General features: G+C 71.4%; 25 protein-coding genes and 1 pseudogene. 12 read left to right on the top strand and 14 right to left on the bottom strand.

Annotated elements, in window-relative coordinates:
- Positions 1 to 11: 11 nt before the first annotated feature.
- Together ABFX50_RS45330 and ABFX50_RS45325 are read right to left on the bottom strand one after the other, a co-directional pair.
- The gene (locus ABFX50_RS45330) at positions 12 to 1397 is read right to left on the bottom strand and encodes an MFS transporter (RefSeq protein WP_346156094.1); all 1386 of its coding nucleotides are present in this window, start codon (positions 1395 to 1397) and stop codon (positions 12 to 14) included.
- 24 nt (positions 1398 to 1421) lie between these two features.
- On the bottom strand, positions 1422 to 2264 hold the full coding sequence (locus tag ABFX50_RS45325) for an NAD(P)H-binding protein (protein WP_346156090.1): 843 nt from the start codon (positions 2262 to 2264) through the stop codon (positions 1422 to 1424).
- A gap of 152 nt (positions 2265 to 2416) precedes the next feature.
- Here ABFX50_RS45325 and ABFX50_RS45320 point away from each other — a divergent pair, with 152 nt between their 5' ends.
- The 4 genes from ABFX50_RS45320 to ABFX50_RS45305 all read left to right on the top strand — a co-directional run bounded on the left by ABFX50_RS45320 (position 2417) and on the right by ABFX50_RS45305 (position 6086).
- Complete coding sequence (locus ABFX50_RS45320) at positions 2417 to 3499, top strand: FAD-dependent oxidoreductase (RefSeq protein WP_346156088.1); 1083 nt, start codon at positions 2417 to 2419, stop codon at positions 3497 to 3499.
- Positions 3500 to 3604: 105 nt separating this feature from the next.
- The gene (locus ABFX50_RS45315) at positions 3605 to 4324 is read left to right on the top strand and encodes a cupin domain-containing protein (RefSeq protein ID WP_346156085.1); all 720 of its coding nucleotides are present in this window, start codon (positions 3605 to 3607) and stop codon (positions 4322 to 4324) included.
- A gap of 63 nt (positions 4325 to 4387) precedes the next feature.
- A complete protein-coding gene (locus tag ABFX50_RS45310) occupies positions 4388 to 5104 on the top strand; it encodes a TetR/AcrR family transcriptional regulator (protein ID WP_346156081.1) in 717 nt (238 codons plus the stop codon).
- Complete coding sequence (locus ABFX50_RS45305; protein ID WP_346156079.1) at positions 5094 to 6086, top strand: VOC family protein; 993 nt, start codon at positions 5094 to 5096, stop codon at positions 6084 to 6086. Before ABFX50_RS45310 ends, ABFX50_RS45305 begins: the two co-directional genes overlap by 11 nt.
- A gap of 13 nt (positions 6087 to 6099) precedes the next feature.
- Here ABFX50_RS45305 and ABFX50_RS45300 read toward each other — a convergent pair whose 3' ends face one another.
- Together ABFX50_RS45300 and ABFX50_RS45295 are read right to left on the bottom strand one after the other, a co-directional pair.
- Positions 6100 to 6729, bottom strand: coding sequence for a DUF4396 domain-containing protein (locus tag ABFX50_RS45300; RefSeq protein WP_346156075.1), 630 nt, complete (start codon positions 6727 to 6729; stop codon positions 6100 to 6102).
- A 60-nt stretch (positions 6730 to 6789) separates the two neighbouring features.
- A complete protein-coding gene (locus ABFX50_RS45295) occupies positions 6790 to 7464 on the bottom strand; it encodes a GNAT family N-acetyltransferase (RefSeq protein WP_346156073.1) in 675 nt (224 codons plus the stop codon).
- A 74-nt stretch (positions 7465 to 7538) separates the two neighbouring features.
- Between ABFX50_RS45295 and ABFX50_RS45290 the strand changes: the two genes are divergently transcribed.
- From ABFX50_RS45290 to ABFX50_RS45280, 3 genes are all read left to right on the top strand, one after another.
- The gene (locus tag ABFX50_RS45290) at positions 7539 to 9239 is read left to right on the top strand and encodes a protein kinase domain-containing protein (protein ID WP_346156069.1); all 1701 of its coding nucleotides are present in this window, start codon (positions 7539 to 7541) and stop codon (positions 9237 to 9239) included.
- Between the two features lie 100 nt (positions 9240 to 9339).
- Positions 9340 to 10332: a coiled-coil domain-containing protein gene (locus tag ABFX50_RS45285; RefSeq protein WP_346156066.1), complete on the top strand. Its 993-nt coding sequence runs from the start codon at positions 9340 to 9342 to the stop codon at positions 10330 to 10332.
- Between the two features lie 76 nt (positions 10333 to 10408).
- Positions 10409 to 11563, top strand: coding sequence for an aminotransferase class V-fold PLP-dependent enzyme (locus ABFX50_RS45280; protein ID WP_346156064.1), 1155 nt, complete (start codon positions 10409 to 10411; stop codon positions 11561 to 11563).
- Between the two features lie 95 nt (positions 11564 to 11658).
- Here ABFX50_RS45280 and ABFX50_RS45275 read toward each other — a convergent pair whose 3' ends face one another.
- The 5 genes from ABFX50_RS45275 to ABFX50_RS45255 form a co-directional block, all read right to left on the bottom strand.
- Positions 11659 to 12582 carry a pirin family protein gene (locus ABFX50_RS45275; RefSeq protein ID WP_346156062.1) on the bottom strand — a complete coding sequence of 308 codons (924 nt, stop codon included), beginning with the start codon at positions 12580 to 12582 and terminating at the stop codon, positions 11659 to 11661.
- A gap of 1 nt (position 12583) precedes the next feature.
- Positions 12584 to 13705, bottom strand: a complete 1122-nt coding sequence (locus ABFX50_RS45270; protein ID WP_346156058.1) for an MBL fold metallo-hydrolase — start codon at positions 13703 to 13705, stop codon at positions 12584 to 12586.
- A 123-nt stretch (positions 13706 to 13828) separates the two neighbouring features.
- Complete coding sequence (locus ABFX50_RS45265; protein ID WP_346156055.1) at positions 13829 to 15223, bottom strand: carboxylesterase/lipase family protein; 1395 nt, start codon at positions 15221 to 15223, stop codon at positions 13829 to 13831.
- Between the two features lie 14 nt (positions 15224 to 15237).
- Positions 15238 to 15936, bottom strand: a complete 699-nt coding sequence (locus ABFX50_RS45260; RefSeq protein WP_346156053.1) for a DUF3152 domain-containing protein — start codon at positions 15934 to 15936, stop codon at positions 15238 to 15240.
- A 40-nt stretch (positions 15937 to 15976) separates the two neighbouring features.
- On the bottom strand, positions 15977 to 17026 hold the full coding sequence (locus ABFX50_RS45255; RefSeq protein ID WP_346156052.1) for an NAD(P)/FAD-dependent oxidoreductase: 1050 nt from the start codon (positions 17024 to 17026) through the stop codon (positions 15977 to 15979).
- A 61-nt stretch (positions 17027 to 17087) separates the two neighbouring features.
- Here ABFX50_RS45255 and ABFX50_RS45250 point away from each other — a divergent pair, with 61 nt between their 5' ends.
- The 3 genes from ABFX50_RS45250 to ABFX50_RS45240 are packed head-to-tail and all read left to right on the top strand — an operon-like array spanning position 17088 to position 19681.
- Positions 17088 to 18455, top strand: coding sequence for a Tm-1-like ATP-binding domain-containing protein (locus tag ABFX50_RS45250; RefSeq protein ID WP_346156049.1), 1368 nt, complete (start codon positions 17088 to 17090; stop codon positions 18453 to 18455).
- Positions 18452 to 19273 carry a phosphoenolpyruvate hydrolase family protein gene (locus ABFX50_RS45245; protein ID WP_183644007.1) on the top strand — a complete coding sequence of 274 codons (822 nt, stop codon included), beginning with the start codon at positions 18452 to 18454 and terminating at the stop codon, positions 19271 to 19273. Before ABFX50_RS45250 ends, ABFX50_RS45245 begins: the two co-directional genes overlap by 4 nt.
- Positions 19274 to 19681, top strand: coding sequence for a cupin domain-containing protein (locus ABFX50_RS45240; RefSeq protein WP_346117425.1), 408 nt, complete (start codon positions 19274 to 19276; stop codon positions 19679 to 19681).
- A 72-nt stretch (positions 19682 to 19753) separates the two neighbouring features.
- Here ABFX50_RS45240 and ABFX50_RS45235 read toward each other — a convergent pair whose 3' ends face one another.
- Positions 19754 to 20185, bottom strand: coding sequence for a type II toxin-antitoxin system PemK/MazF family toxin (locus ABFX50_RS45235; RefSeq protein ID WP_346156044.1), 432 nt, complete (start codon positions 20183 to 20185; stop codon positions 19754 to 19756).
- A gap of 97 nt (positions 20186 to 20282) precedes the next feature.
- Between ABFX50_RS45235 and ABFX50_RS45230 the strand changes: the two genes are divergently transcribed.
- Together ABFX50_RS45230 and ABFX50_RS45225 are read left to right on the top strand one after the other, a co-directional pair.
- The gene (locus ABFX50_RS45230; protein WP_346156041.1) at positions 20283 to 21224 is read left to right on the top strand and encodes a GNAT family N-acetyltransferase; all 942 of its coding nucleotides are present in this window, start codon (positions 20283 to 20285) and stop codon (positions 21222 to 21224) included.
- A 78-nt stretch (positions 21225 to 21302) separates the two neighbouring features.
- Positions 21303 to 21944, top strand: a complete 642-nt coding sequence (locus ABFX50_RS45225) for a PadR family transcriptional regulator (RefSeq protein ID WP_346156038.1) — start codon at positions 21303 to 21305, stop codon at positions 21942 to 21944.
- Between the two features lie 77 nt (positions 21945 to 22021).
- Here the strand turns inward: ABFX50_RS45225 and ABFX50_RS45220 are convergent, their stop codons facing one another.
- The 4 genes and pseudogenes from ABFX50_RS45220 to ABFX50_RS51595 all read right to left on the bottom strand — a co-directional run.
- Positions 22022 to 22846: an ABC transporter permease gene (locus ABFX50_RS45220; RefSeq protein ID WP_183643994.1), complete on the bottom strand. Its 825-nt coding sequence runs from the start codon at positions 22844 to 22846 to the stop codon at positions 22022 to 22024.
- Entirely contained in the window at positions 22843 to 23823 is a 981-nt protein-coding gene (locus tag ABFX50_RS45215) for an ATP-binding cassette domain-containing protein (protein WP_346156035.1), read from the bottom strand. The genes ABFX50_RS45220 and ABFX50_RS45215 overlap by 4 nt, the downstream gene beginning before the upstream one ends.
- Before the next feature lie 357 nt (positions 23824 to 24180).
- Entirely contained in the window at positions 24181 to 24606 is a 426-nt protein-coding gene (locus ABFX50_RS45210; protein WP_346156032.1) for a CAP domain-containing protein, read from the bottom strand.
- A 246-nt stretch (positions 24607 to 24852) separates the two neighbouring features.
- Positions 24853 to 25083: pseudogene (locus ABFX50_RS51595) on the bottom strand (RICIN domain-containing protein); the annotation flags it as partial.
- Between the last annotated feature and the right edge of the window lie 1180 nt (positions 25084 to 26263).

Below are 26263 nucleotides of genomic sequence, written 5' to 3'. Positions count from 1 at the left end.
TCGTGGTGCGCTCAGTGGTGCGGCTGGGCGTGGCGGGGCAGCAGGCGGACGAGGGCGCAGCAGACCAGGACGCCGGCGGCCACGACGGACAGGCTGAGGGCGGTGCCGCCGGCGGCATGGAAGTAGACCGTGGTGACGGCCGCCGCGCCGATGCTGTTGGCCAGTTGCTGGATGGCAGAGAGGGAACCGCTGGCGCTGCCGGGCTCCTTCGGGTCGATGCCGCCGAGGGTGATCTGATAGATGGTGCCGAAACAGGTCCCCATGCCCAGCCCGGTGACGAAGACGGGCGCGACGAGCGCGGGGACCGCCGGCCCCGATCCCAGCGCGAGGAGCCAGAGCGTCCCGGTCAGGGTGAGGACCAGACCGGCGAGAACGAGGGTACGGCCCAGGCGGGCGATGAGCCGGTGGGCCGCGATCGAGGCGACGACGATGCCCGCCGCGATCGGCGCGAGGCCGAGCGAGGCCTGGGTCGGCGTGCGGTGCAGCACGTCCTGCAGGAAGAGGGAGAGCACGAACAGCAGGCCGGAGATCGCCGCGTAGAAGACCAGGCCGAGGACCAGGCCGGAGACGAAGCCGCGGTTGCGCAGCAGCGAGGGCTCGATGAGCGGACTGGACGCGGTGCGCTGGCGCAGGCAGAACAAGGCGAAGAGGACGGCTCCCGCGGCCAGGCACGAGGCCGGGCGCAGCGTCCACCCGTGACCGGAGCCGTCGATCAGGCCGTAGAGCAGGCCGAGCATCGCGCCCGCCAGGAGACCTGAGCCGAGGCCGTCGACGGTGACGCCACGGTCGCCGTCGTCGTGGGGGAGGAGCCGGACGGCCAGGCCGATCGCCAGGCCGCCGAGCACGATGTTGATCAGAAACATGGAGCGCCAGCCGAGCCCGAACAGGTCGGCGTCGATGAGGACCCCGGCCAGGACGGGTCCGCAGATCGCGGACAGGCCGAGGGCGGGCGCGAAGACACTGAAGGCCCTACCGAGCTCCTCACGGGGGAAGACGGCGCCCAGGATGCCGAACCCCTGAGGGATGAGCAGGGCGCCGAAGGCCCCCTGGAGCAGCCGGAAGGCGACGATAGAGACCGGGTCGAAGGCCAGGCCGCAGGCGATCGAGGCCACGGTGAAGCCGGTGATGCCGGTCAGGAACAGGCGGCGTCGTCCGTACTTGTCACCGAGCCTGCCGCCGACCACGAGCAGGACGCCCATGGCGAGGGCGTAGCCGGCGCCGAGCCACTGGACGAGGGCATCGCCACCGCCCAGGTCGGCGGCGATGGTCGGTGCGGCGATGTTGGTGATCGTCGCGTCGAGCAGGTCGAGGATCGCGGCGAAAAGGATGACGGCGAGGACGGCCCAGCGCCTTCGATCGGTGGATCGCGGTGGCGCGGAAGCGGGGAGGGTGGTCATGGTCTGCCTTGTCGAAGGTCGGGATCAGTGTCCGGAGAAGGCGGCGGCGTTCTCGGCCGCCCACTGCCGGAAGGTGCGGGCGGGCCGGCCGAGGAGGGTCTGGGTGGTGTCCTCGATGGCGGCGGGCTCCTCGGAGGCGGCGGCCCAGTACGCGAGCAGGCAGCCGACCACCGGAGCGGGCATGTACCGGCTCATCTGCTGCTCGGCCTCGGCGTGAGTGATCCGCACGAGCGGAATGTCGCGGCCGAGAACCTCCGACAGGACGGCCAGCTGCCGGCGGAAGGTGAGCGCTTCCGGTCCGGTCAGGACGACGGCGCGGCCCTTGAGCGAGGGACCGGTCAGCGCTTCGACGGCGATGTCGGCGATGTCGGCGGAGTGGATGGGGGCGACGTCGGCGTCCGGGTAGGCGAGTTCGATCGGCAGGTTCCTGCTGATGAAGTGGGCCCAGCCGAGGGCGTTGCCGGCGAAGGCTCCGGCCCGCAGGAACGTGCTGGGAAGGCCGGAGGCGGTCAGGGCCTGCTCGACCTTGAGGCTGTGGCCGGCCAGGGGATTGCTCTCGGCGTCCGGGCTGAGGACCGAGGCGGACGACAGCAGCACGACGTGCTCCACGCCGGCGTCCTGCGCGGTCTTGACGAAGGCGTCGATGCCGCCGGGCTCGGGATACAGGAACACCTGGCGGACGCCGCGCAGCGCGGTGGCGAAGGTCTCGGGCCGGTCGAGCTCGAGGTGGAAGGCCTCGACGCCGGCCGGAACGGTCAGCTCGGCGAGGTTGGCGCTGGCGGCGCGCACCGGCAGGCCGGCGGTGTGGAGGCGGCTGATGACGGCCTGGCCGACTGTGCCGCGAGCGCCGGTCACGAGAGTGGTCACGGGAATCTCCGTTCGTTGATGAAAGCATGTGCATGCTGTCATGCACATAAATTCATGTCAACACATGCCTGTAGAGGCGCACGGAGATGCCATGGCCCGGCTGGGCGCTCGTGGGGCGCGCGGGAAGAGCGCGACATCCATCGCGGTTGGGCATGAACGTGAAGCGTACGGACGTCGTCGTCATCGGCGCGGGGCAGGCGGGACTGTCCAGCGCCTACTTCCTGGCCCGCTACGGCCTGGACCCCGTCGTGCTCGACGCCGCCGACGGTCCCGGCGGCGCGTGGCGGCACAGGTCCCCCTCGCTGACCATGGACAAGATCCACAGCATCTTCGACCTGCCCGGTGTGCGCAGGGAGCCGACGGCCGACGGCCGGGCCCCCACCGCGCTGGTGGTGCCCGCGTACTACGGCGACTACGAGCGCTCGGTCGGCCTGCACGTCGTACGGCCGGTGCGGGTGGGCGCCGTCACGAGAGGCGAGGACGACAGGCTCGTCGTCGCCTCCGACGCGGGGAAGTGGGCGGCACGGGCGGTGGTCAACGCGACGGGCACCTGGACGCGTCCGTACTGGCCGTTCTACCCGGGCGGCGCGGGCTTCCTGGGCAGGCAGATGCACTACGCCTCCTACAGGGGGCCCGCCGAGTTCGCCGGGCGCAGGGTGGCGGTCGTGGGCGGCGGCGCCTCGGCGATGCACGTCCTGTCGGAGCTGGGCGGGGTCGCGGCGGGGACTCTCTGGATCACCCGCAGGCCGCCGGTCTGGCGCGACGACGACTTCGGCGAGGAGGCGCGCAGGGACGCGGTGGCCATGGTGGAGGAGCGGGTCCGCCAGGGGCTCCCGCCACAGAGCGTGGTCAGCGTGACGGGCCTCGGCTACACGCCCGTCGTGCTGGAGGCGCTGGCCAAGGGGACGCTGCACCGGCTGCCGATGTTCTCCAGGATCGAGCCGAACGGCCTCGCCTGGGCCGACGGGCGCTTCGAGGAGGCCGACACGATCGTGTGGGCGACCGGGTTCCGCTCCGCACTCGACCACCTGGCCCCGCTGCGGCTGCGCACGCCCGGAGGCGGCATCCAGGTGGACGGCACGCAGGCGGTGGCCGAACCCCGGCTGCAGCTGGTGGGGTACGGCCCTTCGGCGAGCACGATCGGCGCCAACCGCGCGGGCCGTACCGCCGCCCTGAACGTCCGCCGCCACCTCACCGCCACGCGAGCCCCCGACCAGGTGCCCGTCACCCCCTGATCCCCTCGCGAGGGAGCCGGGCAGGGGCCCGCAGGGGCGTTGACGTCGGGATCGTAGGGGCCTAGCTTGCGGGAAAGCCCTTTCCCAGCTCCTGTGGAGGTCCCCGTGGCTGAGCTCCCCGGCGCCGTCGGCGTCTCGCGGCTGTGCGTCTACGACACGCTCGCCCCCGACGGTCAGGTGGGCGGCACCCCCCACCTCCACCTGTGCTGCAGCGAAGCCTACGTCGTCACCTCGGGCGAAGGCCTGGTCGAGACCCTCAGCCTGGACGGCTTCGCCCGGACGCCGCTGAGGCAGGGCGCCGTCGTCTGGTTCACCCCTGGCACCATCCACCGCCTCGTCAACCACGGCGGTCTGCAGATCGTCGTGCTCATGCAGAACAGCGGCCTGCCCGAGGCGGGCGACGCGGTCCTGACCTTCCCCCAGCACCTGCTGGACGATCCCGAGGCCTACGCCGCAGCCGCCACGCTGCCGGACGGCGGCGCCCCCGGATCGGACCTGGGAGCCGCGTTCAGGCGGAGGGACCTGGCGGTCGAGGGCTTCACGGTGCTGGCCGAAGCGGCGAAGGGGGGTGACCTCGGCCCGCTGAAGACGTTCCACCAGGCCGCCGCCCGCCTGGTTCGTCCGCGGCTGGCGGAGTGGCGCCGGCGCTGGGAGAGCGGGGCGCGGGCGGTGGCCGAGGAGACCGGCAGGCAGCTGGACGCGCTGGAGCGCGGCGACGTCGCGCACTTCGAGGCCGCCGCCGTCCACGAGCTGGCAGGGCCGAGCGAGCGCGAGCGCAGGGGGATGTGCGGCCTGCTGGAGGTCTACCACGTACGGAAGGGGTAGGCAGGTGGTGACCAAAATGCTACTTTGGTCACCAGTCATCAGTCACCCCATGAGAGGGGGAGCGTGTCCCAGCTCGAACGCGCCGACCGGATCCTCGACACCGCCCAGGACCTCCTGCTGCGATGGGGATACCGCCGGGTCACGATCGACGAGATCGCCAAGCGCGCCGGGGTCGGCAAGGGCACCGTCTACCTGTACTGGCGCACGCGCGACGAGCTGTTCCTCGGGGTGGGCGCGCGGGAGGCCGTGGCGATGATCGAGGCGGTGGCCGCCGCGATGCGGGCCGACCCCGCCGAGATCGCGCTGCACGCCTACATGCGCAGGTTCTTCCTGGAGGCGATGCGGCGGCCCGTGCTGCGCGCCCTCTTCACCAGGGACACCGACACCCTGGACAGGTTCCTGTCCAGCCCCGCCAGGCAGCCGCTGCAGGGCGCCAAGCTGCTCGCCTCACGCCAGTACCTCGGTGCGCTCGCCGGCCACGGCCTGCTGCGCGAGGACCTTCGTCCTGAGGATCTCGACTACTCGCTGCCCACCATCGCCTTCGGCTTCTTCGCCATCGAGCCGCTGCTGCCCGAGGAGCTCGCGCTGGGCCTCGAGGAGAAGGCCGATCAGCTGGCCGACGTGCTGCGCCGGACGTACGGTCCCGCGAGGCCGCCGTCCCCGGCGAGGTTGGCCGCCGCGGCGCCGGAAGTCGTGGAGATCTTCGAGCGGCTCGCCCGCGAGTACAAGGCCGTCGCCTACGGGACCACCAAGGGAGGAGACCCCGAGCATGGGTCATGACATCGACGGCCTGCACCACGTGGGACATGTGGTGCGCGACATGGAGCGGGCGCTCGAACGCTACCGGCTCTTGGGCTTCACGCTGCCGCCCCCGGCCTACCCCGCGCTCCCGGGAGCCGCGGGCGCGCCCGCCGAGCCGTTCGGCGCGGGCAACACCCACGCCTACTTCCCCCGCGACTTCGTCGAGCTGGTCACCGTCGTCGACGACGCCGGCGGCGCCGTTCCTGCCGACGCCCACCTCATCCCGCTGCGGGTCCCGGACGACAAGCTGCCCGCGGTCATGGCCGCCGTGCGCGGCACCGCCGAGAACCTGGCCGCGTGCCTGCGGCGCTTCGAGGGGATGCACATCCTGATGTTCGACTCCGCCGACGTCGAGGGGGCGGCGGGACGGCTGGAGGCGGGCGGAGTCGGGCATGGCGGAGTGCACGCCGTGCAGCGCCCGGTCGAGACGGCGAAGGGGACGCGGATGGAGCCCGTCCGCTACCTGGAGATCGACGGCGACGACCCTGCGATGCCGCGCGGGCGCGTGCCCGAGGGGAGGGTCGGCCTCGCCGAGAGCCCTTCGGCGGAGCTGGTCGACGCCCAGCGGCGCGTCGACCACCCCAACGGCGCGATCGGCCTTGCCGAGTGCGTGCTGTGCGTCGCGGACGGCGAGCTCGGCGAGGCGGAGCGGCGCTACGAGAGCTACCTCGGCCGCCCGGCGAGGGGCGACGCGCTCACGCGGGTGTTCGACCTCGGTGGCGCGAAGGTGGTGCTGGTCGCCGCGTCCGCGCTCGACCGGCTGCTCCCCGGCGAGCGCGCCCCCGTGCTGCCCGCCTTCGTGGCGTACGGCGTGGCGGTGCGCGACCTGTCCGCGACCGAGCGCCTCCTGCGCGGGAACGGCTTCCCGCTCGTCCGGAGCGCAGGGGGTGACCTCTTCGTGCCCGCCGCGCAGGCGCTCGGCGTCGCGATCGTCTTCCGCCAGGCGAGCCAGCCGTATTGACGGCGTGTGACGTTCAGTGGTGGTAGGCGTGCACCACGGCGTGGCCCTTGCCCTTGCCGATGAGCCACTTGTTGATCGGGGTCGTCACCACGAAGGCCACCAGGAACGCCACGGCCAGCGCGCCCCAGAACAGCCACGACGCCAGCCCCGCGTCCATCGCGCCAGGGATGATCAGCATGACCCCGTTGTCGACGATCTCCATCACCAGGATCGAGACGGTGTCGGCGGCCAGCGCCACCTTGAGCGCCTGGCCCCAGCCGAGCCCCGCCTTGCGCACGCCGATCATGGTGAGCAGGTAGCCGAACACGAAGGCCAGCGCCACGGCCAGGGCGATCGTCGGTCCGTTGGACCAGCCGAGCGCGGTGCCGATGACCATGCCGAGCACCTCGCCGATCGCGCACCCTGTCAGGCAGTGCAGCGTCGCGGTCATCGCCATGCGCCACGAGACACCTTCGGCGGCATGCCCGCCGTGACCCCCGTGACCGTAGACACCGTCGTGACCGGCGTGGTCTGCGTGGCTCCCGTGCGCGGCATGCGCTCCGTGGGTCGCGGGCGCGCCCTCCGTCATGCGGTGCGCGCCGTGCGAGCCGCGGTGTCCCGCGTGCTCGTCATGTGCGTGCCCGTGAGCCGTTGGTTCGGACATAACTTGCTCCATCCACCCAAAGCGATCTAATCTCCCCGAAACCTAAACCCCCTACGGGTATCAAGGCAAGCGGGGTCGTTCCGTTACTCCGAAGGCGGTCCACCCCTGGTCGGGGAATCCGGCGGCCTCGGCCACCGCCGCGGACGCCGCGTTCGACGTGGCGTGCATGTACGTCGGCACCGCCCCTTCGTCCAGTACCCGCCTGGCCGCCTGAGCCACCAGCCGCCTGGCCAGACCTTTGCCCCTGGCGGCCTGCGCGGTCACCACCGACAGCTCGTGCCCATGGGCGTCGTGCCGCTTGACGCCCACCCCCGCCAGATGCTCGCCGGAGGTGGGATCCTCCACCACCAGCACCTCACCGCCGAACGGTCGCAGCCACTCGGGCACGGAAGCATCGTCCGCCGCCTTCCACACCCCGGCGTCCGGCAGCGCGGCGGGAGCCGTACTCCATCGGAACGTGGCGGTGAACCACCCCCGCTCGCCGAACCCCACCAGCGCCGGCACCAGCGGCCCTAGCGCCGCCAGCCCCTCGCCGGCGCGCGCGGCCACCTCTTCCCCGTACGGCGGCGCCACCGACAGGACGGCTCCCGCAGGGGAGCCGACCCCGATCGCCGGATGGACGTTGCCGTCCCAGCCGGGAGTGGAGCGCCGGATGCTGCCGACGACGCAGAGCGGGGCGGAGGGCGGCCATGCGCCGAGCCAGTCGGCCAGATGCCGGTCAAGTCGTGAGATCACGCCACAGAGTACTACAGGGCATAGTTCCACTGGAGATCTCGACAGCCTGTGAGGATCGGGTTAACGTCCCGGATATGCGGGTGCCTGGCTACACCGAAATAAGGGAGCTCGGCCACGGGGGCGCAGGACGGGTCATGCTGGCCGTGCGCGACACCGACCGATTACCCGTCGCCGTCAAACACCTGTCCGACCCCGACCTGATCGAGCGATTCAGAGCTGAGGCCGTGCTGATCGCCGGGCTGGACAGCCCGCACATCGCCCGCCTCATGGAGTACGCCGAGGACGACGAGGGCGCCGCCATCGTCATGGAGCTGGTCGACGGCGTCACGCTGCGCCACCTGCTCGCCCACGAGGGGGCCACGGGCCCCGAGGCGGCGCTCCTGATCCTGAGGGGCGCGCTGCTCGGCCTGGCCGAGGCGCACGCGGCGGGCGTCGTGCACCGCGACTTCAAGCCCGAGAACGTGATGGTCACCGCCGAGGGCCGCAGCCGCCTGGTGGACTTCGGCGTCGCCGCCCATGCGGGCCAGGAGGGCCCGCCGGAGGGGACGCCGAGCTACATGGCGCCCGAGCAGTGGCGCGACACTCCCGCTGGCCCCGCCACCGACGTCTACGCCGCCACGGTGGTGTTCTACGAATGCCTCACGGGTCACCGCCCCTTCGACGGCGACGACCCGGCCGTCCTCGCCTTCCAGCACCAGCACCTGCCGCCGCCGCTCGAGGAGGTGGACGAACCGCTCAGGCCGCTGGTCGCGCACGGGATGGCCAAGGATCCCGCCGACAGGCCCGCCTCGGCAGGGCACTTCCTCGCCGAACTCGAGGCCGCGGCCGCCGCGTACGGCGACAACTGGCAGGAGCGCGGCAGGACGGACCTGGCGGTGCTCGCGGTGCCGTACAGTGCGCTGTTCCCGCTGTCCACTCCGGTGGCCGAGACCTCCAGCACGCTGGCCCTGACGATGCCGGGGGGCAGGCTGGCCGTCACCACGGCCGTGACCGTCGCCGCCGTCGCGGCGGTGATCGCCACCTTCACGGTGTGGCGCGAGTCTCCCGCTGAGCCGGTGCAGGCGCAGCGTCCGGCCGCCTCCAGGCCGGCCGCGCTGCCCGCCCCGCCGTCCGTCCCGCCGTCCGTCCCGCCGTCCGTCCCGCCATCCACGCCCTCGCCCGGCACGGCGGAGCCGACGCCGGAGCCGACCCTCCTCGTCCCCGTCGACGAGCCCGAGCGCCTGGCCGAACGCGAGCCGGAGCCCGGTGTGCCCGAGCGGCCAAGGACCGTGCCGACGACCAGAGGGAGCGCGGCCCCCGAGCCGAGGCCGTCCCCCACGCGCCGCCCCACCGAACCCGAACCCGAGCCCGCCCCGGAACCGGAGCCCGAGCCGGAGCCGGAACCGGCGCCCGAACGCGAGCCGGCCCGGTCCGAGATCACCGAAGCGGCCGACCCTGGCCCTCAAGGCCCCGGCCGCCCCCAAGATCCCGGCCCCCAAGATCCCGGCCCCGAAGATGCCGGCCCCGAAGCCCCGGGTCCCGGCGCTCCTGGCCCCAGCGATCAGGGGCCCGTGCTCCCGGGCGTTCCGCAGGGCGCGGATCCGTTGATCTCGCTCGAGGTCTCGGCGTCGGTGAACCTCCCCGCGCTCAGCGGCGAGGGCGAGGGCCTGGTCGACGCGGGTCTCGGCATCAGGGTCGGCGGCGACCTGCTCGGTGGGGCCTTCCTGCCCGGTGTGCTCCTCCTCGGCCGCGTGCCCACGCTCGTACGGCACCGCCGCGTCAGGAGGGAGCCGTAGCCTCGGGGCCGAATGTCGCACTTCTCCGCTGATCCTCTACTATCGTCCATCGGACGGAAGGCGGCCCTCGCCCGCCCTCACCCTCGGACGAAGGAGAAGCGTGGCGGTTGCGGCCCCCGGCGACCGGCGGCGCGCCCCGCTCCGCGTGCTGCTCGCGGTGGGACTGGCGGTGAGCCTGCCGATGACCGTCCCGGCCTCGGGTGGTCACGCGGACCCGAAGCCGACGGCCAAGCAGCTGCGCAAGGAGCTCTCCGCCCTGCAGAAGAACTCCGACAAGCTGATCGCCGAGTACTACTCCAGCCGCCACGAGCTGCAGAAGGTGGAGAAGGCGGAGAAGGCGGCCCGCGAGCGGCTGCGCGTGGCCCAGGCGGACTTCGACAGAGAGTCGGCCCAGCTGCGCCTGATGGCCACCGAGCAGTACATCTCGGGCGGCACAGGCGCGATCGGCGTGATGTTCGGCGAGGTCGACCTCAACGGCCTCGCCCTGGTGGAGGCCATGGCCGCCGAGCAGGGCGCCAGGCTGCAGGGCTTCACCGACGTGCGCGACAGGCACCGGCGGGCCAGGACCGAGGCCAAGGACCGCGCCGACGAGCTGAGCGACCGCATCAAGGAGCTCGAGAAGCAGAAGAAGGCCGCGGAGAAGGTCATCGGCAAGATCAAGGACCGGATCGACCGGCTCTACCCGACGCCGGGCGTGCGCAGGCCCGACGGCTCGTGGGTGCCGCAGCTGCCGTCGGGTCCCGACAACATCACTCCCAGGATGCGGCTCGTGAGGAACCTCATCGCGGAGCGGTTCGGCGTGCCGTACGGGATCGGGTGTTACCGCTCCATCCAGGACGGCGGCGAGCACCCGCTGGGCCGCGCCTGCGACTTCATGCTGAGCAGGGGCGGCGCGATGCCGTCAGCCGCCGAGGTGCGGCGCGGCAACGAGATCTCGGCGTGGGCGATCAAGAACGCCCAGCGGCTCGGGATCATGTACATCATCTACCGGCAGCGGATCTGGCACGCCAGGACGGGCGCCTGGAAGGTGATGTCCAACAGGGGCGGCACCACGGCCAACCACTACGACCACCCCCACATCTCGGTCTACTGAGCCTCGAAGGCGCGTCGCTCCCTCCTCGACGGGCAGAGGGGAGGGAGACGACCATCGCTGAGAGGTAGCTTTCCGCATGATCGACATCGAGAAGGCGCGGGCCGAGACTCCAGGCTGCGCGCACGTGGTCCACCTCAACAACGCCGGCGCGGCGCTGCCCCCTCGCGTCGTCCTCGACGCCGTGAAGGGCCATCTCGACCTCGAGGCGCACATCGGCGGCTACGAGGCGCGCGAGCGGGCGGCGCCGGAGCTGGATCGCTTCTACGACGCGCTCGCCGAGCTGCTCGGCGCGCACCGCGACGAGATCGCCTACGTGGAGAACGCCACCCGCGCGTGGGACATGGCCTTCTACAGCGTCCCCTTCAAACCCGGCGACCGGATCCTGACCACCACCAGCGAGTACGTGAGCAACGGCCTGGCCTACCTCCAGATGGCCCGTTCGCGGGGCGTGAGCGTCGAGGTGGTGCCCGACGACGCCGACGGCACCATCTCGCTCGAGGCGCTGGAGGCCGAGCTGGGCAAGGGCGGCGTGAGGCTGGTCGCCATCAACCACGTGCCCACCCACAACGGCCTGGTCAACCCGGCCGCCGAGGTGGGCGGGCTGTGCAGGCAGGCGGGGGTGCTCTACCTGCTCGACGCCTGCCAGTCGGTCGGTCAGCTGCGCCTGAACGTCGCCGAGCTCGGCTGCGACATGCTGTCGGGCACCGGCCGCAAGTTCCTGCGCGGCCCGCGCGGCACCGGCTTCCTCTACGTACGGCGCAGCCTGCTCGCCGAGCTCGAACCGCCCTTCATCGACCTGCACGCCGCGAGCTGGCTGACGCCCTCGACCTTCGAGATCCGTCCCGACGCCCGCAGGTTCGAGAACTGGGAGCGCTACTTCGCCGGGCAGATCGGCCTGGGCGTCGCCGTCGACTACGCGCTCGCGCTCGGCATCGACGCGATCGAGGCCCGCGTCCGCGACCTGGGCTCGGACCTGCGCGCCCGCCTGTCGGAGCGGCCGGACGTGACCGTGCACGACAGGGGCGCCCGCCGGTCGGGCATCGTCACCTTCACCGTGGCGGGCCAGGACAGCGAGGAGCTCACCAACCGCCTGCGCGAGCGGGGCGTCAACGTCAGCGCGACAGATCCGGACCAGCGCTTCGACAGCGTGGCGCCGGAGTCGGCGGTGCGCGCCTCCGTGCACTACTACAACACCGGCGACGACCTGGCCCGCCTGATCGAGGCCCTCTGACGCCGCCCGATGCGGCAGGCGGGTCCAGTCACAGCGTCGGCACGATCCGCTCGGTCCTGCGGCTGTCGGCGACGCTCATCGAGCACGACCTGCCGTCACCTGACCCGGCCGCGCGGCTTCAGCCTCGCGGTCGGGAGGGCGGGGGCGCGCAGCGGGTCGCCGTCGAAGCCGGTGACCGTGCCGAACAGGGCGCCCTCGGTCCACTCCTTGCGGAAGGCCTCGATCTCCTCGTGCGAGCGGCCCACGAAGTTCCACCACATCACGATCTGCTCCTCGAAGGGCGCACCGCCGATCAGCAGCAGCCGCCCCCGCCCCGACACGGGCAGCGAGGAGCGGCCCTGGCCGAGGTAGAGCAGCGGGCCCACGGGCAGCGCGTCGCCGTCGACGACCGGTGATCCGTCCAGTGTCAGCACGGCGTGCTCGAAACCCGGCTCCAGCGGCAGCTCGGCCACGCCGTCGACCACCACCTCCGCGCCCACCAGCGGCGTGTACGTGGTGGCAGGCGAGCTGACCCCGCCGAAGGAGCCCATCACGACCCTCGCCTCGTAGGAGGGGCCGCGCGCCACCGGCAGGTCGGCGTGGTGCTCGAAGCCGGGCGCCACGTGCCTTGCCTGCTCGGGCAGCGCCACCCACAGCTGCACGCCGTGCAGCTCCATCTCGGGCGACTCCTCGGAGTGGGAGATGCCCCGCCCCGCCGTCATCAGGTTGAGCTGGCCGGGGCGTACCTGCTGGAGGCTGCCCACGCTGTCGCGGTGGAGCACCTCGCCCGACAGCAGCCACGTGACGGTCTGCAGCCCGGTGTGCGGGTGCGGCGGCACGCTCATCGCGGCCGTCTCGGGCCCGTAGCGGTCGACGAAGCACCACGCGCCCACCATGCGCCTGCCCACCGCGGGCAGCGTGCGGGTCACGGTCATCGCGCGCGGCCCGCCGAGGGCCACCTGGTGGCCGCTCACCAGCTCGCGCACGGGCTCGCCCGCCTCGCACACCAGCTCCTGCGGGTCTTGCTCCACGTTGCTCACGCTACGACTGTACGGCCTGCCACCAGGCGTCCACGGACGGGAGGGAGGCGGTGTCGACCAGCTCGCCGGGACGCGGCACCGCGATCTTGACGTCGCGCGCCTTGGCCTCCCGCCACAGCCTGTCGACCGGCTCTGACCACGGATGCAGCGCCAGCGTGAACGTCGCCCAGTGCACGGGGAGCAGCAGCGACCCGCCCAGCTGGACGTGCGCGTTCACCGCCTCCTCCGGGTTCATGTGGATGTCGGGCCAGGCGGCGTTGTAGGCGCCGATCGGCATCAGCGTCAGGTCGAAGGGACCGTGGTCGGCGCCGATCTTGGCGTAGCCCTCGAAGTAGCCCGAGTCTCCGGCGTAGAACACCCGCCGGTGCGCGCCCGCGACGACCCACGAGCCCCACAGCGTGTCGTTGCGCCTGAGCGAGCGTCCGGAGAAGTGGCGGGCGGCCGTCGCGACGAACCGCAGGCCCGCGACCGTGGTCTCCTCCTCCCAGTCGAGCTCGACGATCCGGTACAGCGGCACGCCCCAGCGCTCCAGATGCGCGCCGATGCCGAGGGGGACCAGGAAGGGCGCCCTGGAGATGCGGGTGAGCCTGCGGACGGTGGCCAGGTCGAGGTGGTCGTAGTGGTCGTGGGAGATCACGATCGCGTCGACGGCGGGCACCTCCTCGAGCGGGACGGGCAGCGGGTGCAGGCGCCTGGGGCCGACGAAACGGGTGGGCGAGACCCTGTCGCTCCACACCGGGTCGAACAGCACCCGCCTGCCCTCGATCTCGACCAAGGTGGAGGCGTGGCCGTACCAGACGGCGTTCAGGCCCGTGGCCGCGGGCAGGCCGGCGGCGGGCCTGCGCAGCGGGATCGGCCCCGGCGGGCGGCGCGACTCCCTGTCCTTGGCCAGCTCCCTCAGCAGCCCAGGCGAGGGGGCGGCGAGACTGGTCGGCTCGGGCATCGGGTTGTGGAAGACGCCGTCCTTGAACTGCGGGGAGCTGCGGATCCTGCTCGCGCGCTCCTCGCCCGAGCTCAGGGGGCGCACGCCGAGCTCGGCTCGCACATCGCGCAGCGCCCATCCGGCCACGGCCAGGGCCGCGCCGCCCGCGAGAGCCCGCCGTACCGTCCGCATACCTGCCATCGCTCACACTCCAGAAATCAGTCTCTCTCCGGACAACTGCTTCCGGAGGCCCACATGTTCCTGGCTACGACGATATATCGCGATATGTTTGGGTGAGCGATCGGGGTGATCGTCAGGGACAGCCTACTCGTCGATCACGGGGAACCCGCGCTTGGACCACAGCGCTCTGGAGGCCGCCTCGGGGTCGCGGACGTCCGAGGGCTCGACGTCGAACACGTGGGTCGAGGCCGTGACCGGCTCGTAGGCGGGCCAGCCGGGATCGCCCGTCTTGGCGAAGCGCGTCCACGCGGCGCGGAACTGCCTCGACACCGCCTCGGCCTCGGGCGCGCCCCTGATGATCCACCCGGCCAGCGCGCCGTTCACCGTGCCGAAGGTCAGCGGGACATCGAGGGCGTGGCAGGCACCCAGCTCGGTCGGCGCCCAGGTCAGCTCGTAGGCGTAGGTCGCGCCCGCGTGCGCGTCGGCCAGCAGCGCGCTCGGCATCCTGAACAGCCAGTCCGACAGCACCACGTTGTACAGCTCGACGGCTCCCGCGTCAGGGTGCGCGGTGCGGTAGACGACGTCGGCGTCGGGCAGCGCGAACTCCTTCAGCACCTCGGCCAGGTCGTGCTCGGTCGCGGGCGGGGCCATGGCGGCGAACATCCTGAACTCGTCGCGGTTGTAGCCCACCACGAGCTCGATGTCGCTGCCCGCGCCGTCGGCGAAGGCCTCCCACGGTGTCTCCGGCAGCACCTCGCCGTCCACCACCGGCGAGAACGGCAGCGCCACGCCCTTGCCGCGCGCGACGAAGCGCCGCGCGGCGGCCAGCAGCTCCTCGGGCGAGCAGTCGTGCGCCGACCTGCCCTCGAGCAGGTCGCGGCTCACCTTGCGCGCGTAGGCGGCGCTGAAGAAGGTGCCAGGCACGCTCTGCGCGATCGCCCGCCCGAACAGGCCGCGAGCCATGGGCATCGACATCAGCGCCGCCACCGAGCCGGCCCCCGCGGACTCGCCGAAGACGGTGACCCTTCCTGGGTCGCCGCCGAAGCCCGCGATGTTGTCCTGCACCCAGCGCAGCGCCGCCACCTGGTCGAGGAAGCCTCTGTTGGCGGGCGCTCCGTCCACGTGACCGAAGCCCTGCAGCCCGACGCGGTAGTTGAACGTGACGACCACCACGCCCTCGGCGGCCAGCAGCGAGCCGTCGTACTCGGGCATGTCGGCCGAGCCCGCCTGGTAGGCGCCCCCGTAGATCCACACCATCACCGGCAGGCCGGAGCCGCCCTCGTCGGGTGTCCAGACGTTGACCGTGAGGCACTCGAGGCCCTCGGCCGCGCTCCACTCGGGCACCCCTGGGGCGATCGAGACCTGGGCGGGCCTCGGGCCGAACGCCGTCGCCTCGCGCACGCCGTCCCACGGCCGCGCGGGAGCGGGCGCGGCCAGCCAGTGCTCGCCGTACGGGGCCTGGGCGAACGGGATGCCCTTGAAGACGGACAGGCCGCCCTCCCTGGATCCCCGTACCATTCCTGCGGTTGTGCGCACCATGACAGCCAGTCTGATCACCGGCGGGAGCGGCCGGAAGCCCCGCTTCCACTGGCCGGAAACGGCCACGGGTTGGGCAGGCAGAGCTCCAGCGACTTCGACTGCTGCACCATGACCGGGGCCGGCATCCCCCGTCCAGGGCAGCCGACGTGGTGGTGACCGAGCCCGTGCCCCACCTCATGGTTGACCAGATAGTGGCGGTAGCCCTCCAGATCGCCCCGATACTGGGCGACGCCCCTGGCCCAGCGCCGGGCGTTGATGACCGACCTGCGGCCGTTCCAGCACGACAGCTCGCCGCCCGTGCGCAGCGGCCAGCACTCGCGGTCGGTGGTGAAGGGGCTGGTCAGGGCGACGCTGAGCCGGACGGGGCCGTGGTCGACGCGCAGGAACCTGCCCCAGCCGCGCGGATCGTTCAGCGTGGCGTGCACGTCGGCGGCGAACTCCTCGCCGTCGAAGGGCAGGCCCTTTTCCACCTCGACGAGGTAGCGCACCAGGGGACCGCCTCCCCTCCTCGGCGCCGCCCTGCCCCCGACCACGGCGTAGCGGCCGCTGCCCCTTCTCGGCACCTTCACCTGCGGCGCCGGCGCGCTCCCGTACGGCGGCTGCGCCCTCGCCGGGCCGAAGGAGACGGCGGAGCCGCTCGCGGGAGCGGGGACCGGCGGCGCCGAACAGCCGGTCAGCAGGACGGCCACGGCCCCCAGCGCCACAACGCGCACGTCGTCCCCCAGATGATCGTCTCATCGGGGGAGGGTCTGATCATATGGCGAAGGGCGCCAGGTCCAGCGCAGGCTTCTCGCCGAGGGCCAGACCGGCCGCCAGCAGCCCGGCGAAGGGCCCCGCGGTCAGCCCGTACGCGCTCAGACCCGTCACCGCGACCACCCTGTCGCTCACCTTCGCGATGAGCGGCCTGCCGGTGGCCATGACCGGGCGCAGCCCCACCCTGGTCTCGGTGAGCGTCGCCCCGGCCAGGCCAGGCGCGACGGCGAGCCCCGCGGCCACGACCTCGTTGAGGCCCGCCACGGTGATCCTCGGGTCGAACCCCACCTCCTCCACCGTCGCCCCCACGACCACCCGTCCCCCTGGGAAGCCCAGCAGGTAGGGCCCGCGCCTGGGCAGCACGATGGGCCAGGCCGAGCTGTCGGCGCCCTCCAGCGTGGCGTGCACGATCTGGCCCCTGCGCGGGAAGACGGGCAGATCGACTCCGAGGGGCCCGCACACCTGACCCGTCCACGCGCCGGCCGCGACGATCACCGCGTCGGCCTCCAGCCTGGCTCCTCCTGAGACGGTCACCACGCCGTCGCCGGTGAGGGAGGCGGATCCCTCGTGAACCGTGGCGCCCCGCCGTACCGCCGAGCGGAGCAGGCCGTCGCGCACCACGCGGCCGTCGACGCGGGCCGCGCCCGGCACCAGCAGAGCCGACAGCTTCGGGTCCAGCGGCGGGAACAGCTCCGAGGGCCGCGCGACCTGGCGCACCTCGCCCATCTCCGGAGCCTCGGCGTACCTGGCGGCCAGCAGCGCCCGCACGGGCTCCAGCTCGGCGGGGTCCTCTGCCACCAGCAGCGCGCCCACTCTGGCGTGCCCCACGCTCTCGGGAAGGACGGCGTAGTGACGGGCGCCTTCGAGGGCCAGCCGGTACCAGGCGTCGTCGTCCTCGTGGTCGACCCATGGGCAGACGATGCCCGCGCCGGCCGCCGTCGCCTCACCGGCCCGCCCGCCGTCGACGACCGTCACCTCGGCGCCCCTGAGGGTCAGGTGGTAGGCGGCGCCCGCCCCGACAATTCCGCTCCCGATCACGGTGATCCTCATGTACCCGATGATCTCAGACGGTTAGGTTGGGCAGGAGGTCCTCGACGGGGAGGTGGCGCAGGTGGCAGTGGTACTCATCGGCACGCTCGACACGAAGGGCCGCGAGTACGCGTGGCTGCGGGAGCGGCTGAGCGAGCTCGGCCGCGAGGTGATCGTCGTCGACGCGGGCGTCGGCCAGGAGAGCACCGGCCCGGTCAGCGACTTCGGGGCGCCCGCCAGCGCCTCGCCCGAGGACGTCTCCAACGTGCGGGTCGCCGCCGCGGGGGGCGCGGAGCTCGCCTCCCTGCGGGCGGCGGGCGACAGGGGAGCGGCCGTCACGGTCATGGGCGAGGGCGCGGCGAAGGTGCTGGCCGAGCTGCACGCCGAAGGACGGGTGGACGGGGTCCTCGCGGTCGGAGGGAGCGGCGGGTCCTCGATCGCCGCGCGGGCGGTGCGTGACCTGCCGATCGGGCTGCCCAAGCTGATCGTCTCCACGATGGGCTCGGGGGACGTCTCGCCGTACGTGGGGGCGAAGGACGTCACGATCATGTACAGCGTCGTCGACATCGCGGGGATCAACCGCGTCTCCCGCCTCATCCTGGGCAACGCGGTCGCGGCGATCGCGGGCATGGCCGCGGCCTGGTCCGCCTCATCGTCGGTCGCCGTTCCTCCGGGCTGGTCCTCCTCGGCGGCGTCCACGTCAGCGTCCACGGCGGCGTCCACGGGGGCGGCCTCGACGGCTGGAGCCTCGGCCGCGACGGCCTCGTCAGCGGGCCTCTCGCCGGAGGGCGAGGAGCGCCCGCTGGTAGCGGCGTCGATGTTCGGGGTGACCACGCCCGCCGTCGACGCCGCCCGCGAACGCCTCTCCGAACTCGGCTACGAGGTGCTCGTCTTCCACGCCACCGGCTCGGGCGGCCAGGCCCTCGAGGGCCTGGCCGCCAGCGGGCTGCTGGCGGGCGTGCTCGACCTCACCACCACCGAACTGGCCGACGACCTGGTCGGCGGCGTCCTGTCGGCAGGGCCCGACAGGCTCACCGCGGCAGGACGGCACGGCGTGCCCCAGGTCGTCGCGCCCGGCGCGCTCGACATGGTGAACTTCGGGCCGCTCTCGACCGTGCCCGAGCGCTTCGCCGACAGGAACCTCCACGTCCACAACCCCACCGTCACGCTCATGCGCACCACCCCCGCCGAGATGGCCGAACTCGGTCGCCGTGTCGCCGCCAAGCTCGCCGCCGCGACCGGGCCCACCGCGCTGTTCGTGCCGCTCGGCGGCGTCTCCGCGCTCGACGCGCCCGGACTGCCCTTCCATGACCCCAAGGCCGACGACGCCTGCTTCGAGGCGCTCGGCGACTTCCCCGGCACGACCCGGCTCGACCTGCACATCAACGACCCGGAGTTCGGCCGCGCGATGGCCGACCGGCTGCACGACCTGATCAGGGGTGAGGGATGAACCGCCAGACCGTACTCGAACGGCTCCGCCGTACCGTCTCCGAGGGCAGGCCCGTCATCGGCGCGGGCGCGGGCACCGGCCTGTCGGCCAAGTGCGCCGAGGCCGGAGGCGTCGACCTCATCATCATCTACAACTCGGGGCGCTACCGGATGGCGGGGCGCGGCTCCCTCGCGGGGCTGCTGCCGTACGGCGACGCCAACCAGATCGTCGTCGAGATGGCGAGCGAGGTGCTGCCCGTCGTGCGCGACACCCCCGTCCTGGCGGGGGTGTGCGGCACCGACCCCTTCAGGGTGATGCCACGCTTCCTCGACACGCTGAAGGACATGGGCTTCGCCGGCGTCCAGAACTTCCCGACCGTCGGCCTGTACGACGGGGTCTTCAGGCAGAACCTCGAGGAGACCGGCATGGGCTTCGACCTCGAGATCGAGATGGTACGGCTCGCGCACGAGCGTGACCTGGTCACCGCCCCCTACGTCTTCACCGCCGCCCAGGCTCGTGAGATGGCCGCGGCGGGGGCCGACGTCCTGGTGCCGCACGTCGGCCTCACCACCAAGGGCTCGATCGGCGCGGGCACCGCCCTCTCGCTGGACCAGGCGGTCGCCGCCGTCCAGGAGATGCGCGACGCCGCGGCCGAGATCAGGCCGGACATCCTCGTGCTGTGCCACGGTGGACCGATCGCCGAGCCGTCCGACGCCGCCTATGTCCTGTCGCGCACCAAGGGGGTGGTCGGCTTCTTCGGCGCCTCCTCCGTCGAGCGGCTGCCCACCGAGCTCGCCATCACCGCGCAGGTGGCCGCCTTCAAGAATCTGGAGATCTAGATGCTCGTGAGCCCCTCCCAGGTCCCCACGATGACCTTCGACTGGGGGTCGATCAAGTGGTTCGTCACGCCGTCCGCCATCCCCGGCGCGGGCAGCACGCTCGGCGAGGTGATCGTCAACCCGGGACGCGGCCACGCCCGACACAACCACCCGAACGCCGAGGAGATCATCTACGTGATCTCCGGCGAGGCGACGCAGATGGTCGGCGACGGCGAACCGTTCCCCATCAGGGAGGGGGACACGGTGCACATTCCGGCCGGGGCCTTCCACTCCACGTTCAACTCCACGTGGCGGCCGTTGCGCCTGATCGTGACGTACACGCCAGGCGGGGAGGAGAAGGCGCTGGAGGGCGCCCCTGACTACTGCCTGCACGAGGCAGGCGCCGTCGCGGAGTGGCGCCAGGCCTGAACCGGCGTTTCGCCGAGGAGGCGCGGCCGGGCAGGCCGCGCCTCCCGCGGTCTCCCGCGGTCTCCCGCGGGCTCAGCCGTCGGCGGCCCACCCGTGCGTGCGCATGAGCGTCTTGGCCACCACCGCGAACCTGTCGCGGTGCAGCACGGCGCCCTCCCTGCGGATGTCGTCCTCGTCCAGCGCGAAGACCCGGTCGAGGCGCAGGTACGACACCCGCCCGTCGCCGCCCCACGAGCCGACCTCCAGCCATTCGGGCCCGTCGTCGCCCCTGCTGGAGAGCATCATCGCCAAGAGCCTGCGTCCGTGCCGCCCCACGACCAGCAGCGGGCGGTCCTTGCCCCTGTCCGGGTCCTCCTCGTACGGCACCCACGCCCACACGATCTCTCCAGGGTCGGCCATGCCGTCCAGGTCGGGAGAGTAGGCGAGGGCCGCGGCCCGGTCCACCGAGTAGATCTCTTTGACCGCGCCGCGCATGGGGCGGGGGTCATCCTGGTGATCTCGCACACTCGGAGCCTAGACCACTCCGGGTTCGCCACCCCGTGCGCGGCCGCCAGGCAGGGGGCTTGTAGCATCAGCCCTCCGTCAGCGACCCGGAGGCCGCATGTTGTTCCGTCCCACGACCGAGGCTGACCTCGATGGCGTCACCGCGTTCGCGGTCGACGAGCCCGTCAGCTGGATCCCCGCCGACCGCTACCTGGCCGAGTTGGCCGAGGGGATGTACCGGCCCGAGTGGACGTGGATAGCCGAGGCCGGCGACCGGGTCGTGGGCCGGGCGCTCTGGTGGGGCCAGTCCGACAGCGAACACCCGATCGCGCTCGACTGCCTGCATCTCGACCCGTCGGCCGGCGACCGCGTGAGCGTCGCGGCCGGGCTGCTCGAAGCGGGACACGCCGCCTTCGCGCGGCAGGGCGCGCCCAAGCCGCCGCGCTACAACCTCACCCTCCCCAACGGATGGCGTGACGATGCCGCCGTGGCCTCCGCGGTCGCCTGGCGCAGGGAGGCCGCTCGTGCGGCGGGGCTCACGGACGAGGTCGAGCGCCTGAGGTTGGAGTGGACGCCCGAGATCGGCGTCCCCGAGACCAAGGGGCGCCTCCGGTTCGCCGAGGCGTCGGACGAGGAGTTCCTCGAGGTCTTCCAGCTGATCGCGGTCGGCAGCCTGGACGCCGAGACGCGCAGGAAGGTCGCCGCGATGGGCGCCGTCGAGGCGGCGCGGGAGGAGATGCAGTTCTACCTGGAGCGTCCGGGCAAGCGTTCGTGGTGGCGCATCGCCTACACGCAGGACGGGGCCGTGGCGGGCCTGGCGATTCCCTCCGCCACGCCGTACAACGTGAATGTCGGATATCTCGGAATTGTGCCCGAGATGAGGGGGCAGGGGTACGTCGACGACGTACTGGCCGAGATCACCCGGATCCACGCGGAGAACGGCGCCGAGCTGATCACGGCCACCACCGACACGACCAACGCGCCGATGGCGGCGGCGTTCGCCCGTGCGGGCTACCGCAACTCCGAGATCCGTCTGCTCTTCTCGGCCCCCGCCGACTGACCCGGCTGTGGCCGGTTCGGGCCGGCACCGCATACCCTAGTCAAAGTTGAATAGAAGGTGGAGCGGGGGAGTACGCGGATGTCGGCGATTCGGCTGCTGGTCCTGGGCGCGGTGCGGCGCCACGGGCGTGCGCACGGCTATCAGGTGCGCAACGACCTGGAGTTCTGGGGCGCCGACGAGTGGTCGAACACCAAGCCGGGCTCGATCTACCACGCGCTGAAGCAGATGGCCAAGCAGGGGCTGCTGCACGCCTACGAGAGCGCCCCCAGCACGGCGGGCGGTCCGCCGCGAACCGAGTACGAGGTCACGGAGCAGGGCAGCGCCGAGTACTTCTCGCTGCTGCGCGAGGCCCTCACCTCGCACGACAAGATGGACCTGCTCGCGGCCGGGATCGGCTTCATCGTGGACCTGTCCCGCGAGGAGGCCGTCACGCTGCTGAGGCGGCGGATCAAAGGCATCGAGAGGTGGCGGGAGAGCGTCACCGAGTACTACAAGCCGGAGGAAGGGCCCGAGCAGCTGGGCCATATCGGCGAGATCATGCACATGTGGGTCCACTCCGCGGATGTCGGCGCGGAGTGGACGCGCGGGCTGATCGAGCGGATCGAGGGAGGGGCGTACATCTTCGCCGGCGAGGACGGCGACCCCTTCGAGGGCGTGCTCGCTGAGGAGCACGAGAACCCGCAGGAGGCCTGCGGCTCACACGGGGACGAGCCCGCCTGACCATCATGGCGCCGGAGCAGCGACCCGCCACGGCGCCACGACGGTCATAGGGCCCAGTCATTGGGCCCTGCTCGGCTTCAGCGGCTGAGGCCGCGGAAGCGGGCCGCCGCCATGGGGAAGGCGATCGCCAGCACCGCGAGGGGCCACGCCACGGCCAGCAGGTGGGCGTGCTCGGCGGCCCATGAGGCGCCGCCCACCCCCGGGTTGCCGAACAGGTCGCGTACCGCGGTGGCGGTGGCCGACAGTGGATTCCATTCGGCGATCACGCCCAGCACGCTCGGCATGGATTCGGGCGAGGCGAAGACGGCGGAGCTGAAGGAGACCGGCCAGACGAGGATCTGCACGGCCATGACCAGCTCGGGCCGCCCGGCGATCAGCCCGAGCCAGATGCCGCACCACAGCATCGAGAAGCGCAGCAGGAGCAGCAACCCGACCCCGGCCAGCGCCGCCGCGAACGAGCCGTGCCAGCGCCAGCCGATCGCGAGCCCCGCGCCGACCATGATCAGCAGACTGACCACCGACTCCAGCATGTCCGCGACGCTGCGGCCGACCAGGACCGCCGAAGGCGCCATCGGCATGGACCTGAAGCGGTCGACGACGCCCGTGTTGAGATCCTGGGTGAGCGCGGTCATCGTGCCTTCGAGGCCGAAGGCCATGGTGAGCACGAGCATGCCGGGGACCAGGAACTCCTTGTAGTCGCCGCCACCCGCGACCCGCATGCCGCCGCCGAAGAAGAAGGCGAACATCACCAGCATCATCACAGGGAAGGTGAGGCCGATCGCCAGCTGCCAGGGCCTGCGCGCCCAGTGGGCCAGCTCGCGCCGCGTCATGTTCCATGAGTCGGCCAGCCACCAGCCGACGTCCGATCCGATGGACCGCGCCGGCGCCGTGAGCGTCGTCATACGGATTCCTCCTCGCGCACGCCGCTCGGGCGGCCGCCGTCGCCGGTCAACCGCATGAACACCTCGTCGAGCGTGGGACGCCGCACGGCGAGGTCCTCGGCCTCGATACCGGCGTCATGCAACGCCCGTACCAGGTGGTTCAGCGCGGTCATCCGGTCGGCGACCGGCGCGCTGATCCTGCGGGTGTCCTCGTCGACGTCCACCGCCCCGCCGGAGACCCCGGCCAGTACGGCGGCCGCGGCCTGCAGCTGGCCGGCGGTGCGCACGACCACGTCGATGCGGTCGCCGCCCACCTTCGCCTTGAGCTGGTCGGCGGTGCCATCGGCGATCACCCGGCCATGGTCGATCAGCGAGATCCGGTCGGCGAGCTGGTCGGCCTCCTCCAGGTACTGGGTGGTCAGCAGCACGGTGGTGCCGCCGCCGACCAGCGAGCGCACCGCGTTCCACACCTCGCTGCGGCCGCGTGGGTCGAGGCCCGCCGTCGGCTCGTCGAGAAACAGGACCTGCGGATCGATGATGAACGAGGCCGCGAGGTCGAGACGGCGGCGCATGCCCCCGCTGTAGGCCTTGACGGGCCTTCGGCCCGTGTCGGTGAGGCCGAAGCGCTCGAGCAGTTCGTCGGCGCGCGCGGCCGCGCGGCGGGTGCCCAGATGGTAGAGCCTGCCGAACAGGTCGAGGTTCTGCCGGCCCGACAGATCCTCGTCCAGCGCCGCGTGCTGCCCGAGCAGCCCGATCCGCCTGCGGACCTCCTCGGGGTGGCGGCGCACGTCGATCCCCGCGACCTCCGCCCTGCCCGCCTCCACCCGCAGGAGGGTGGCCAGCGTGCGCACGAACGTGGTCTTGCCCGCGCCGTTGGGGCCGAGCACCCCGTGGACCGTGCCGCTCGGCACCGTCATGTTCAGTCCGTCCAGGGCCTTCTTCTCGCGGTAGGACTTTTCGAGGCCCTCCGCGACGATCGCCAGCTCATGACCAGCCACACATCCTCCCGGACTCAGTGGTCAAATTTGACTACCGGGATCAGGTTAGCCCTGTCAGGCGCGACTGGTCAAACTTGATTAGCTGACGCGTGCAAGCCTTGTGATCACGCGGCGCATGAACGGGCTGTCGGTGACGACCCGCTCCTCACGGTCACGAAACCCCAGCACCGGCGCGTTCGCTTCACCGTCAGCTTCCCCATGTACCTCAGGAAACCAGAAGCCGCCCCAGCCGAAGCTGAGGGCGGCCTGTCCTCTTCCGTGTCGCGCAGGGGCTGTAGAACCCGCTCGATCCGAACCCGAAGTTCGCGCCGATGTGCCAGCTCGTCCTGACCTGACGGCCGCCGCAGCGGTGCCGAATCACCTAAGGGCGAAAACTTGTACCCAGTAGACGCGGTTATTGTGGCCGGAGGCGCGTCCCACTCCGATCACTCTGTATTCACAGTTGAGGATGGCGTCGCGATGCCCCCAATTGGACGCTTCATCGTGGTACAGCCAGTTGTCCATCGCCTGCGCCAGCGTCTGGTTGGTGCCATAGGACCAGTTCTCGGGCCTCCGTGCAGGAGTGAAGCCACGCGCCCTGATCCGATCGGCGGGCAGTGATCCGTCAGAACCGTAGTGGCCTCGGTTGGGATCACCCGCCTTGGCGTCGATGAGTGTGGCGTAGTTCTTAGCGAGATCGGCGCTATGGGCGCGTGCTGCGCCGCTGAGCCTGGAGTCGATGCGCACGCTCGGGTCAGCGCACTTGCCCAGATCTCGCCGTACCTGGATGATCTGGTCACGCATCGCCAATTCCTCGGCGGTGATTGCTCTCCCTATGGCCCTACGAGGCCTGTTGTCCCAGGTTTGGTTGACTCCCCATCCGTCCCTACCGGGACGGAAGCACGACCACTGCTGTATGGCAGCGCCCACCTGTGGCGGCTTCGGAAGGGCCCCGTTCGCCGCATCGAGGCATTTCTTGCTATGAACATTCCGAACCTTGATGCCGCCTCGGCAGACAAACGCCTCGGGCGTACACTGCCCTTCCGTGACTGGTTCTCGATACCAGTATTGACTGGGGCGGGCGTTACAGTCTCGTTGGATTATCCTGACTCCATCGCCGCTGGAGGCCTGCTCGAGGTCGAGGCATCTGCCCGAACCTGGCGCAATGATGTTGAAGGTGCCGTCCCATCCTTGCGGCCCACCGGCAGGCCTGAACGTGAAAGTGTCTACGGCTGACGAGCGGCGCCCGAGAGTTAGTGCGCCGTCGGGCCCGATTTGCATGGTCAGCTCACTGCCAAGATTCGTGATGGTGCCGTTGACCGAAGGGATGAAAGTGCTGATACCGACGCTGGTCGCCGGCGGACCTGACGTCACGACGAGCACGGCCGACAAGCTTAGGCGCGACGCGCACTTTCTCAGGTTGGACATACCTTTCACCATGGCGATGCCCCACTTCCGAGCTGACAATATTGATTCGGCTCTTGAAAGAAGTGTCACGATATTCTCGCGCGACGCGAACCGTCACCCCGTGGAGCTTTCCAACGGCGCAACCCTATCGACTCGACGGCCTATTACAGAGTATACCTCTCTTCCCGACTGCCGCATAAATGCTTAAGTAATGTGCGTTTTACGGAACATTGGAGTCGCGGCCGACAGGGAGTTGAAAACGCACTCTGGCGGGAGCGCAAGACGTCCCCGTCGCGCGTGCAGGTTTCACCATCGCGGTCCATGACCGTCGGGTGCGTGACAGCATCCGTGGTTGTTACTCCCTCGCGAGTTCGCGGGCATCGGTCGGTTCGGCCTCTTCGTCCAGTCGCACCCATGTGGTGGGCGTTTCGAGCAACTCGGTACACCGCGGGCTCCCGGGCCGTTTGTTCCGGGTCCTCAGGGCTCCCGGTGTGGGCGTCTGTCTGGGAAGCCAGCCCTATGGTTGAAGGGCATGGCGCGGTGGGGAGGGGCGACCTGGGCTCCCGGCTTGGTGGCTCAGGGGGCTCCCAGTCTCCCGGGTGGCGTTGTGTCGGCGCCCACGGTCTCCGAATGGGCGTGCTGCCGGGCTCCCCGATCTCCTGTGTCTTTCCCAGGGATCCCGGTTTCCTGGTTGGAGGGCGTGGTGCGGTGGGGGAGGGGTCACGACCTTCGGGTGTTCTCCAGCTTCTCGGGTTCCCGCTGGCTTCCTAGGGTGGGATCCCGGCCTCCGAAGGGTCATCTACCAGGGTCGCCCTGCGCCGTGGTGGCGGTGACGGTGGGGGCGTTCACTCGCGCATCGTCCCTAAAACGTCCCGAAACATAAGAAGCGAGAGGGCAGTTTCGGGACGGTCGTTCCTGGGGAGACGCGCTCCCGCTCGACCACTTCGGCACCATCCCGTGAGCTCTTTTCACCCTGACGGCGCTGGTCGCGGTGGGTGTGCGCGGAGCGATGGCGGATGAGAGGAGGCTCCCGGTAAGACAGCAGTCGACCAAG

The sequence above is a fragment of the Nonomuraea recticatena genome, assembly GCF_039533245.1.
In the GTDB taxonomy this organism is placed as follows: Bacteria; Actinomycetota; Actinomycetes; order Streptosporangiales; family Streptosporangiaceae; genus Nonomuraea; species Nonomuraea roseola.
Note: the sequence above shows the minus strand (reverse complement) of the source record. Positions and strands in the feature narration are given on the sequence as shown.

What these genes read in the sequence shown, in the direction of transcription:
- ABFX50_RS45330 (WP_346156094.1), bottom strand. Translation starts at nt 1,397, where the DNA reads ATGACCACCCTCCCCGCTTCCGCGCCACCGCGATCCACCGATCGAAGG.
- ABFX50_RS45320 (WP_346156088.1), top strand. Translation starts at nt 2,417, where the DNA reads ATGAACGTGAAGCGTACGGACGTCGTCGTCATCGGCGCGGGGCAGGCG.
- ABFX50_RS45305 (WP_346156079.1), top strand. Translation starts at nt 5,094, where the DNA reads ATGGGTCATGACATCGACGGCCTGCACCACGTGGGACATGTGGTGCGC.
- ABFX50_RS45300 (WP_346156075.1), bottom strand. Translation starts at nt 6,729, where the DNA reads ATGTCCGAACCAACGGCTCACGGGCACGCACATGACGAGCACGCGGGA.
- ABFX50_RS45290 (WP_346156069.1), top strand. Translation starts at nt 7,539, where the DNA reads ATGCGGGTGCCTGGCTACACCGAAATAAGGGAGCTCGGCCACGGGGGC.
- ABFX50_RS45280 (WP_346156064.1), top strand. Translation starts at nt 10,409, where the DNA reads ATGATCGACATCGAGAAGGCGCGGGCCGAGACTCCAGGCTGCGCGCAC.
- ABFX50_RS45270 (WP_346156058.1), bottom strand. Translation starts at nt 13,705, where the DNA reads ATGGCAGGTATGCGGACGGTACGGCGGGCTCTCGCGGGCGGCGCGGCC.
- ABFX50_RS45265 (WP_346156055.1), bottom strand. Translation starts at nt 15,223, where the DNA reads ATGGTGCGCACAACCGCAGGAATGGTACGGGGATCCAGGGAGGGCGGC.
- ABFX50_RS45255 (WP_346156052.1), bottom strand. Translation starts at nt 17,026, where the DNA reads ATGAGGATCACCGTGATCGGGAGCGGAATTGTCGGGGCGGGCGCCGCC.
- ABFX50_RS45245 (WP_183644007.1), top strand. Translation starts at nt 18,452, where the DNA reads ATGAACCGCCAGACCGTACTCGAACGGCTCCGCCGTACCGTCTCCGAG.
- ABFX50_RS45240 (WP_346117425.1), top strand. Translation starts at nt 19,274, where the DNA reads ATGCTCGTGAGCCCCTCCCAGGTCCCCACGATGACCTTCGACTGGGGG.
- ABFX50_RS45230 (WP_346156041.1), top strand. Translation starts at nt 20,283, where the DNA reads ATGTTGTTCCGTCCCACGACCGAGGCTGACCTCGATGGCGTCACCGCG.
- ABFX50_RS45225 (WP_346156038.1), top strand. Translation starts at nt 21,303, where the DNA reads ATGTCGGCGATTCGGCTGCTGGTCCTGGGCGCGGTGCGGCGCCACGGG.
- ABFX50_RS45220 (WP_183643994.1), bottom strand. Translation starts at nt 22,846, where the DNA reads ATGACGACGCTCACGGCGCCGGCGCGGTCCATCGGATCGGACGTCGGC.
- ABFX50_RS45210 (WP_346156032.1), bottom strand. Translation starts at nt 24,606, where the DNA reads ATGCGTGACCAGATCATCCAGGTACGGCGAGATCTGGGCAAGTGCGCT.